This window comes from Dactylosporangium sp. NPDC051541, from assembly GCF_044454505.1.
Taxonomy (GTDB): domain Bacteria; phylum Actinomycetota; class Actinomycetes; order Mycobacteriales; family Micromonosporaceae; genus Dactylosporangium.
This window is the reverse complement of sequence record NZ_JBITDU010000016.1, coordinates 21,678-31,286: the sequence shown is the minus strand read 5'-3', so window position 1 is coordinate 31,286 and position 9,609 is coordinate 21,678. Positions and strand designations below refer to the sequence as shown.

8 protein-coding genes are annotated in these 9,609 nt (G+C 71.0%); 5 read left to right on the top strand and 3 right to left on the bottom strand.

Features of this window, described 5'->3' with window-relative positions; all coding sequences use genetic code 11:
* Nucleotides 1–758 (bottom strand): DUF6597 domain-containing transcriptional factor (locus ACIA8L_RS45150; RefSeq protein WP_395914695.1); only part of this gene is annotated, 758 nt, incomplete at its 3' end.
* Between the two features lie 405 nt (nucleotides 759–1,163).
* On the opposite strand from ACIA8L_RS45150, the gene ACIA8L_RS45145 reads away from it, so the two are divergent.
* The 5 genes from ACIA8L_RS45145 to ACIA8L_RS45125 all read left to right on the top strand — a co-directional run bounded on the left by ACIA8L_RS45145 (nucleotide 1,164) and on the right by ACIA8L_RS45125 (nucleotide 8,303).
* Nucleotides 1,164–2,024, top strand: a complete 861-nt coding sequence (locus ACIA8L_RS45145; protein ID WP_395914693.1) for a PhzF family phenazine biosynthesis protein — start codon at nucleotides 1,164–1,166, stop codon at nucleotides 2,022–2,024.
* Nucleotides 2,025–2,128: 104 nt separating this feature from the next.
* Nucleotides 2,129–3,937, top strand: coding sequence for a family 16 glycoside hydrolase (locus ACIA8L_RS45140; protein WP_395914692.1), 1,809 nt, complete (start codon nucleotides 2,129–2,131; stop codon nucleotides 3,935–3,937).
* Nucleotides 3,938–4,003: 66 nt separating this feature from the next.
* Nucleotides 4,004–5,674 carry an alpha-keto acid decarboxylase family protein gene (locus ACIA8L_RS45135; RefSeq protein WP_395914690.1) on the top strand — a complete coding sequence of 557 codons (1,671 nt, stop codon included), beginning with the start codon at nucleotides 4,004–4,006 and terminating at the stop codon, nucleotides 5,672–5,674.
* A 38-nt stretch (nucleotides 5,675–5,712) separates the two neighbouring features.
* Nucleotides 5,713–6,969 (top strand): Nramp family divalent metal transporter, encoded by a 1,257-nt coding sequence (locus tag ACIA8L_RS45130; protein ID WP_395914688.1) that lies wholly within the window; start codon nucleotides 5,713–5,715, stop codon nucleotides 6,967–6,969.
* Between the two features lie 194 nt (nucleotides 6,970–7,163).
* Nucleotides 7,164–8,303 (top strand): oxalate decarboxylase family bicupin, encoded by a 1,140-nt coding sequence (locus ACIA8L_RS45125; protein WP_395914686.1) that lies wholly within the window; start codon nucleotides 7,164–7,166, stop codon nucleotides 8,301–8,303.
* Nucleotides 8,304–8,457: 154 nt separating this feature from the next.
* On the opposite strand, the gene ACIA8L_RS45120 is transcribed toward ACIA8L_RS45125, so the two are convergent.
* The gene (locus ACIA8L_RS45120) at nucleotides 8,458–8,994 is read right to left on the bottom strand and encodes a DUF6886 family protein (RefSeq protein ID WP_395914684.1); all 537 of its coding nucleotides are present in this window, start codon (nucleotides 8,992–8,994) and stop codon (nucleotides 8,458–8,460) included.
* The gene (locus ACIA8L_RS45115) at nucleotides 8,994–9,605 is read right to left on the bottom strand and encodes a hypothetical protein (RefSeq protein WP_395914682.1); all 612 of its coding nucleotides are present in this window, start codon (nucleotides 9,603–9,605) and stop codon (nucleotides 8,994–8,996) included. The genes ACIA8L_RS45120 and ACIA8L_RS45115 overlap by 1 nt, the downstream gene beginning before the upstream one ends.
* Between the last annotated feature and the right edge of the window lie 4 nt (nucleotides 9,606–9,609).

Here is a 9,609-nt window from a genome sequence, read left to right as displayed (position 1 = left end):
GCGCGGGTCGGGGTCAGGCGGTGCAGGTCGCCGTCGCCGGTCGGGGTCACGCGGGTGGACAGCAGCTTGGCCGGGGTGACGCCGGTCAGGCTGCGCACCTCGCGGGAGAGGTGGGCCTGGTCGGCGTACCCGGCGGCGACCGCCAGGTCGGCCAGGCCACCGTGCACACCAGCGCGAGCCAGCCGCAGCAGCCGCTGCAGGCGCACGATCCGGGCCAGCATCCGCGGGCCGTAGCCGATCTCGTCCTGGAAGCGGCGGCGGAGCTGGCGTTCGGAGAGCGCTAAGTCGAGCGACGACACCCGGCTGTGCGGGCGGGCCAGCGCGAGCACCGCCGAGCGCACCACCGGGTCCGCCGCGCAGACGGACGACAGTCGCTGCCCGACCGCCTCCCCGAGCAGTGCGAGTTGCGCATCGGGTGACTGCGCGTTGGCGACACGGTCGGCGAGCGTTTTCATACCGGGCAACAGTTCGGACAGCAGCGGTGAGCGATCGCGCAGCTCGTGCATCGGGTAACGCAAGGCCGCGCCCGCGGCGCCGGTGCGGAAACGCACACCGACGTGCGGGGCCGACGGGCTGCCGTCGGAGGTGAACGCCCGGGTCGACGGGCCGGCCACGACCAGTTCGCGGCCGGTCCACACCACGTCGGCGCAGCCGTCGGGCAGCACCCGGGACGGGCCGCCGGTGCTGCTGCCGGCCACCCACAGACACGCCACATGCGCAGCGAGCGCGGGCGGCGCCGGGAGCTCGCGATAGCTCACGCCGCCCCCTCCGCAAACTTCAGCGCCGACCTGAGCGCAGGCCTGAGTTCCGCCCAGCGCCCAAGATTCCCGGCCACCTCACCTCGCTCCGCAACGCTCACGTCGCCCCCTCCACAAACTCCGCACCCTCTGCAAGCTCCGCCGCCGGTCCGAGCTCCACCCCGCGCGCACGAATCGCGGCCACTCCGCCACGACACTCAGCCACTTCGCGTCGCCCCGCACCGCCCACACCAGCCCTCCGCAAACTCCGCCGCCGGCCTGAGCGCTGGCCTGGCCTCCACCGTGCGCCCGGGACTCGCGGCTGCTTCGCTTCGCTCCGTACCGCCCATTCGCTCAGTATCCGCCACTATCGGCTGCTCATTCGAGTAGTGGGCGGTGTCCGGGTGGGTCCATATCGTCAGGGGCGTGTACGGATATGTGATCGCCGACGTGTTTACCGACACTGCGCTTGAAGGGAATCCGCTCGCCGTCGTGCCGGACGCGCGCGGGCTGTCCGCTGAGCGCATGCAGCGCATCGCGCGCGAGATGAACCTCTCCGAGACCACGTTCGTTCTGCCGCCGCGGGCAGGCGGGGATGTCCATGTGCGCATCTTCACGCCCATCGGGGAGCTGCCGTTCGCGGGCCATCCGACGTTCGGCACGGCGGCCGTGCTCGCGGTCACCGGGCACCCGAAGGCGACTGGTGGTGGGCTGCGCATGGAGACCGGGATGGGCGTCGTGCCGTTCCGGTTCACGGGCCGGGCGCCGGACGGGCGGGCGCTCACCGCGCGGATGCTGCAGCCGATCCCGGACTGGGCGCCCTACCCGCGGGCCGACGAGCTGCTCGCGGCGCTCGGTCTCAAAACATCAACACTGCCGATCGAGGTGTACCGCAACGGCCCGCGCCACGCCTTCGTCGGCCTCGAGTCCGTGCAAGAACTGTCGGCGCTGAACGTCGATCTGCGCGCGCTCGCCGAGCATCCGGACCTCGCCGCGAACTGCTTCGCGCCGACCGGTGACCCGTCCGTGTGGCGGGCCCGCATGTTCTCGCCGGCCTACGGGGTGACCGAGGACGCCGGGACCGGGTCGGCCGCCGGGCCGCTCGCGCTGCACCTCGGCCGGCACGGCCTGATCACGCCGGGCGAGGCGATCACCGTGCGGCAGGGTGTCGAGATGGGCCGCCCGTCGACCATACGCGCGTCGGTGACGATGTGCGGGCAGACCGTCGAGCGGGTCGAGATCGCCGGCAGCGCCGTCGTCGTCGCCGACGGGCGTCTGTACATCTGAAATTTTCAATATGACAAAGCTGCAACAAACCTGCAAACGGTACCCCCTAGGCGTGGGAAAGCGCTTTCCCTAGGATCGGAAGCCTTCGATTGAAAGAAGGCGTCATGAAACCCAAGTTCCGATCCCGGTGGCTCGCCGCCTCCGCCGGTGTCCTGGCCGTCGCCGGTGTGGTCCTCGCAACCCAGGCCGCGTTCGCCGACACGCTCTTCAGCGCCACCTTCGAGGACGGCTCCACCAGCGGCTGGTCGAAGTCCGGCGGCACCTGGAGCGTCGTCGCCGACGGCAGCCAGGTGCTGCAGCAGTCCAACGCCGGCAGCGAGAACGCCCGCGAGTTCGCCGGCGACAGCGGCTGGACCAACTACACCGTGCAGGCCAGCGTGAAGCCCCTCACGCTGGGCTCCGGCGGGTTCGCCGCGCTGCTCGCCCGCTCGACCAGCTCGACCACGTTCTACCGGCTCGCGCTGCTGCCCGGCAACAGCGTGCAGCTGCAGGCCGTCAGCTCCGGCTCGGTGACGGTCCTCGCGACGCGGTCACAGACCGTGTCGACCGGGACCTGGTACACCCTCGCGATCACCGCTAACGGCAGCTCCATCAGCGGTTCCGTGAACGGCGCGACGGTCGGCACCGTGAGCAACAGCGCAATCACGAAGGGCCGGATCGGCCTGCAGACCGCCTACTCCAGTGCCAGCTTCGACAACGTCACCGTCACCACCGGCGGCACGACGAACCCGACGCCGTCGCAGACCACCGGCTCCCCCACCGCCTCCCCCAGCCCGTCACGCTCGGCGAGCACGTCACCGTCGCCGTCGACCAGCCAGCCACCGTCCTCGGCGCTGTACGTGGCCCCGACCGGCAGCGCGAGCAACCCCGGCACCCAGGCCAGCCCGACCACCCTGGCCTCGGCGATCACCCGGGTGACCGCCGGCGGGACGATCTACCTGCGCGGCGGCACGTACAGCAACTCGTCCACCATCACCATCGCGGCCGGTAACAACGGCACGTCGGGCGCGCAGAAGAACATCGTGGCGTACCCGGGTGAGACCCCGGTGCTGAACTTCTCCGCGCAGACCGAGGACCCGGCCAACCGCGGCCTCGCCGTCAACGGCAACTACTGGCACATCACCGGCATCATCGTCGAGCGCGCCGGCGACAACGGCATCTTCGTCGGCGGTAGCAACAACACGATCGAACGTGTCGTCACGCGGTACAACCGGGACAGCGGGCTGCAGATCTCGCGCATCGCCTCGGACACCCCGAAGGCAAACTGGCCGGCGAACAACCTCGTCATCAGCAGCGAGTCGCACGACAACGCCGACTCCGACGGTGAGGACGCCGACGGCTTCGCCGCGAAGCTGACCACCGGCACCGGCAACGTGTTCCGCTACACGGTGTCGCACAACAACATCGACGACGGCTGGGACCTGTACACGAAGACGGACACGGGCGCGATCGGCCCGGTCACCATCCAGGACTCGCTGTCGTACAGCAACGGCACGCTCAGCAACGGCACGGTCAACGCGAACGGTGACCGCAACGGCTACAAGCTCGGCGGCGACGACATCGCGGTCAACCATGTCGTGCAGCGCAGCATCGCGTACAAGAACGGGCACCACGGGTTCACCTACAACAGTAACCCGGGCTCGATGACGATCTCGAACAACCTGTCCATCGACAACGCCGAGCGCAACTTCTCGTTCGACGCGGGCACCTCCACGTACCGCAACAACACCAGCTGCCGGTTCGTCAGTGGCGGCTCGAACGACAAGACGATCGGCAACAGCGACAGCTCCAACCAGTGGTGGGCCGGCTCCAACGGCTCCCGCTGCACCAACTACAGCGGGGCCCTCGCCTGGTCCTTCGCCTCGGACGGTCACCTGGTGGTCACCCTCGGCGGGCGGACCGTCAGCCTCTGACACAGCGGCGCGACCGAGTCACTACCCCGCCTCGCTTATGCAAGTGGGGCGGGGTAGTACCCGGCGATGACGGACTGCACGATCGGTGACTACCTGCTCACGAGACTGCGCGAAGTGGGCATCCGGCACGTGTTCGGCGTGCCCGGCGACTATCAGCTCGAGTTCCTCGACCAGCTCGAGGCGGACGGCGGCCTGGACTGGGTCGGCACCTGCAACGAGCTCAACGCGGCCTACGCCGCCGACGGCTACGCCCGCCTCAACGGCATCGGCGCCGTCGTCACCACCTTCGGTGTCGGCGAGCTCAGCGCGCTCAACGGCATCGCCGGCGCCTACGCCGAGCAGGTTCCGGTCGTGTCCATCGTGGGCACTCCGGCCACGTTCGTGATGCGCGAGCGCGCACTCGTGCACCACACGGCCGGCGACGGCGACTTCACCCGGGCCGCCGCCTGCGCCGCCCAGTACACGGCCGCCCAGGCCCTGCTCGACCGGGACAACGCAGCCGCCGAGATCGACCGCCTGATCAGTGTCTGCTGGCTGCAGAAGCGTCCGGTGTACTGCATGCTCCCCTCCGACGTCGCCGGTCAGCTGATCGAGGCCCCGGCCGCGCCCCTCGCCCTGCCCGAACCGTCGAGCGACGCGAACATGCTCGCGCGGTTCGCCGCGGCCGCCGGTGAGCGACTGCACAGCGCGAACACGACCACGATCCTCATCGGCCCGGAGGTCGACCGCTACCGGCTCGGCCCGCAGGTCCTCGCGCTCGCCGAGTTCCTCGGCGCCCCGGTCGCCACGCTGAGCAGCGCCAAGGGCGTGTTCCCGGAGACGCACGAGCAGTTCGCGGGCGGCTACGCGGGCGCGCTCAGCGAGCCCGAGGCCCGGCGGGCGGTCGAGGACGCCGACTGCCTGATCGCGATCGGCTGCCAGTTCACCGACTCCGTCACCGGCGGCTTCTCCCAGCAGCTCGACCCGGCCCGGATGATCGAGCTGCACCCGGCGACGGCCACGGCCGGCGGCCTTCCGTTCGCGCACGTGGCGATGAAAGACGCGCTCGCCGCGCTCACCCAGCCGCAGGGTCGCCGCCGCCGCGGCCCGGTCGCGCACCGGGAGCCACCGCCGAGCCCGGCACCGATCGCCGGGCGGCCCCTGTCCCAGGAGCGGTTCTGGCCGCAGATCGCCGGCTTCCTGCGGCCCGGGGACGTGGTCGTGGCCGAGCAGGGCACCGCCTACTTCGGCAGCGCCCGCCAGCCGCTCCCGCGCGACTGCGCGTTCGTCGGGCAGCCGCTGTGGGGCTCGATCGGCTACACCCTGCCGGCCCTGCTCGGCACCATGCTCGCCGCCCCGGACCGCCGGCACGTGCTGCTCATCGGCGACGGCTCGTTGCAGCTCACCGCCCAGGAGCTCAGCACGGTGCTGCGGCTCGGGCTCAACCCGGTCATCGTGCTCGTCAACAACGACGGGTACACCGTGGAGCGTTGCATTCTGGGCGAGCACGCGCAGTACAACGCGGTCGCGCCGTGGCGGTACGACCGCCTGGTCCAGGCCTTCGACCCGGCCGACCGGGCTGTCACGGCCGCGGTGAGCACCGAGGACGAGCTGGCCGCGGCCCTGGACACGGCGTCGGCGGCGGGCGGCCGGCCGGTGTTCATCGAGGCCCGGATGGCCGCGCTGGACGCCCCCGAGGCCGTCCGCCGCCTGGGTAAGGCGTTCGCCGACACCGACTACCACCACGCCCCCGTGTAGGTGAGGCGGGCGGCCGCCATCGAGTCCACAGTGGACACATGGACCAGGTCGCGGTCGTCGATCGGCCGGTGCAGCGCCGCAAACCCCGCCTCCCGCCGCTGGTCGGCCCGGCCGTGGTCGCCGCCGTGGCCTACGTCGACCCCGGCAATGTGGCCACTAACCTGACGGCCGGAGCGACGAAGGGGTACCTCCTCGTCTGGGTCGTCGTCGCGGCGAGCCTGGTCGCGCTGCTCGTGCAGTTCCAGGCGGCGAAGCTCGGGATCGCGACCGGGCGGAGCCTGCCGGAGCTGTGCCGGGAGCGGCTGCCGCGGTGGGCCGGCCGGCTGCTGTGGGGCCAGGCCGAGCTCGTGGTGCTCGCCACCGACCTGGCCGAGTTCGTCGGGGCGGCGATCGGGCTGCGACTGCTGTTCGGCCTCCCGGTCGCCCCGGCCGCCCTCGTCACCGCGGTGTTGTCGATGGCGCTGCTGGAGCTGCGCCGCCGCGGGCGCCGACGGTTCGAGGTGTGCACCGCGGCCGCGCTCCTGCTCGTCGGGGCGGGCGTCCTCTACGACGTCTTCGCCGTCGGCCACCAGTCCGCGGCCGGCCTCACCGGCGGACTGCTCCCCCGGCTGCACGGTGTGGACAGTGCGCTGCTGGCGATGGGGATCGTCGGCGCGACCGTCATGCCGCACGCCATCTACCTGCACTCGGCGCTGGCCGTCCGGCCCGAGTTCCGGGTCGCGGACGCGATCGGCGCCCGGGCCCCGCGCCTGGTCCGGCGGGCGCTGCGGCTGGACTGCGGGGTCGCGCTGGGCGGGGCGGCGGTCGTGAACGTCGCGATGATCGCGCTCGGGGCCGGCCTGGGCGCCCTCACGGCCGGCGGCTGGACCGGTGACATCGTCGCCGCGCACGGGGAGATCGCGGCCCGGGTCGGCGGGGCCGCCGCGCTCGCGTTCGCGGTCGCGCTGCTCGCCTCGGGCGTGTCCTCGTCCGGCATCGGCACGCTGGCCGGGGACTTCGTGATGCAGGGCTTCCTCGGGTGGCAGATTCCCAGCCGGGTGCGCCGGATCATCACCATGCTGCCGGCGATCGCGGCGCTGCTGCTCGGCGCGCCGCTCACCACGCTGCTGGTACTCAGCCAGATCGTGCTCGCGCTGGGAGTACCGGTGGCGCTGTTCCTGCTTGTGCATTTCTGTCGTGATCGCTCACTCATGGGCGGCCTCGTCAACGCCGCCGCCACCACCCGAATCGCCGCGGCCGCCGGTTTCGTGGTCGCCGGGGTCGGACTGTCACTGCCCGTCCTCCTCCTGGTGTAGCCCCCGAACAACAACCGGCACCACCTCGTGCAACCCCGGACAACAACGGACGCCCGCTCGTGCAGCCCACGAACAACAACCGACGCCCGCTCATGCAACCCCCGCACAACAACCGACACCCGCTCATGCAACCCCCGCACAACAACCGACACCCGCTCATGCAGCCCACGAACAACAACCGACAAGGAGCGCGCATGCACACCGAACGCTTGCCGCAGCCCGAGCGCGGCCGCAAAGGCGGATCCGACACCGGACCGCGCAACGTCGAACTCGACCGGCAGAACCCCGACGTGCTCGCCCCGCCGGAAACCGACAGCGGCACCCTGCCGAATCTCAAGTTCTCGATGTCCATGGCGCACACGCGCATCGAGGACGGCGGCTGGACGCGCGAAGTGACACAGCGCGAACTGCCCGTCGCGACCGAACTGGCCGGAGTGGACATGAAGCTCGACCCGGGCGCCTACCGGGAGCTGCACTGGCACAAACAGTCCGAATGGGCGTATGTGCTCGACGGAAGCTGCCGCATCGGCGCCGTCGACCAGGAGGGGCGCAACTTCCTGGAGGATGTGCGCAAGGGCGACCTGTGGTTCTTCCCGCACGGCGTGCCGCACCACATCCAAGCGCTCGACGAAGGTGTCGAGTTCCTGCTCGTGTTCGACGACGGGCAGTTCTCCGAGAACTCGACGTTCATGATCAGTGACTTCTTCGCGCACACCCCGAAGAGCGTCATCGCCAAGAACTTCGGCTGGGCGCCGGAGCAGCTGGAGCGGCTGCCGGAGCGGGAGAAGTACATCTTCAGCGGGCAGGTTCCGCCGCCACTGGAACGCGACGCCGTGGTCAGCCCGACCGGCGACGTACCGCGCACATTCAAGCACCGGCTACTCGCGCAGGAGCCGGAATACTTCGAGGGTGGCCAGGCCCGCGTCGCCGACTCCACGAACTTCGCCGCCTCGGACACGATCAGCGCCGCGCTCGTCGAGATCGAGCCGGGCGGCCTGCGCGAGCTGCACTGGCACCCGACCGACGACGAGTGGCAGTACTACATCTCGGGCCGCGGCCGGATGGGTGTCTTCGCCAGCAGCGGCCTCAACCGCACGTTCAACTACCAGGCCGGCGACGTCGGGTACGTCCCGTTCGCCTACGGCCACTACATCGAGAACACCGGCACCGAGCCGCTGGTGTTCCTGGAAATGTTCCGCAACCCGAAGTTCGAGGACATCTCACTGAGCCAGTGGATGGCCAACACCCCGCCGCAGGTCGCCGCCGACACCCTGAACCTGCCCCGCAACGTGGTCGAGTCGATCCCGAAGACGAAGGCCCGGATCACGATGTAAAGGCAACCGACAAACAGGCAGCACCGCAACAAACCACAGCACCGCAACAAACCACAGCACCGCACCAAGCCACAGCACCGCAACAAACCACAGCACCGCAACAAAGCACGACACCGCGAACACAGCGGCGCCATCAATGGTGGTCGCCGACCACCTACCGCAGATCGCCCCGAGGCAGCGCATTGCGAAGCCGGATACCACTGAACCCCATCGTGCCGGCAATCACCGCGTCCCAGAACGCCCACAGATTCGGCAGCAGACGGAGCTGAATCCCGGCCCGTGCGTGGCACTCGACGAGGTCACCCACGGGCTCGGGCGGCCCGAGCGGCACCACCGTCACCTCGCAGACGTGTGCATGCTCACGAAACGGCCGGAAATCGTCGGCCGCGAACCGGTACGCGTACAGCCGAGTCGTCCGCAGCGCCTCCAGCCAGCCGTACTCGATCGCGTGCACCCGATCACCGCCGCCCGGCCCGCAGATCCGCTCCCGGTCGGCTGCGGTCGTCCCGGGCCGCACCCAGGCCATGGCCCGCGGGCACTGCCGCGGGAACCAGTAGTCGGGCGCCCGCGCGGAGTCGACGGCCCACACGTAGGCCTCGGGCTGCTGCGCGGTCGCGGCCACGTGCGGCTCGAACCGCTCGATGTGCGGGTCCTCGGAAAAGTGCAGGACCTCCCCGGGCCGCGGGCGCATCAGCTCGCCACGTCGAGCAGGTACCAGTTCCCCTCGACCCGCGCCGCGGACAGCATGACCCGCCAGCCGGCCCGGGCCTGCTCGGCGATCTCCCGCGGGACGGCGACCGCGCCGATCCCCTCGAACGTGATCTCACCCTTCCTGACCGCCGTGATGGCCCGGTACTCGTCCTCGACCATCTCGTCGGCGAGCTCCACGAGCTCGGCCGGGTCGGGCCCGTCGGGGTCGTTGGCGACGTGCTCGCCGAGCGCCTCGACGAACTCCTCGACCGACGCCTCGGGGCCGGCCAGCTCCTGCGCCCGGTCCAGCTCCTCGTAGTCGCCCGACCACACCCAGCTGACGTCGTGCCGCCCCGCGGCCGCCCGCAGCCGGTCCCACAGGCCGCCCTGGCCGCCGCCGCGGACGTAGTCGCTGCGCACCCGGACCTCGACCACGGTCGGCCGGGTCAGGGTCTCGAGTCCGGCGACGACGGCGGTCAGCGCCATCTTGTCGGCGGGGGCCCCGGGCTCGGTGCCCTGCAGCTCACGCCGGTGCGCGCCGTAGGTGAGCACGGCCGCCCAGGCGCCGCCGGCCCCGGCCGCGTGCACGTAGGCCTGCTTCTGATCTGGCATCCGC

Bases quoted from the DNA above. Each gene is read 5' to 3' on its own strand.
- ACIA8L_RS45135 (WP_395914690.1), top strand. From the start codon at position 4,004: ATGACGGACTGCACGATCGGTGACTACCTGCTCACGAGACTGCGCGAA.
- ACIA8L_RS45125 (WP_395914686.1), top strand. From the start codon at position 7,164: ATGCACACCGAACGCTTGCCGCAGCCCGAGCGCGGCCGCAAAGGCGGA.
- ACIA8L_RS45120 (WP_395914684.1), bottom strand. From the start codon at position 8,994: ATGCGCCCGCGGCCCGGGGAGGTCCTGCACTTTTCCGAGGACCCGCAC.
- ACIA8L_RS45140 (WP_395914692.1), top strand. From the start codon at position 2,129: ATGAAACCCAAGTTCCGATCCCGGTGGCTCGCCGCCTCCGCCGGTGTC.
- ACIA8L_RS45115 (WP_395914682.1), bottom strand. From the start codon at position 9,605: ATGCCAGATCAGAAGCAGGCCTACGTGCACGCGGCCGGGGCCGGCGGC.
- ACIA8L_RS45130 (WP_395914688.1), top strand. From the start codon at position 5,713: ATGGACCAGGTCGCGGTCGTCGATCGGCCGGTGCAGCGCCGCAAACCC.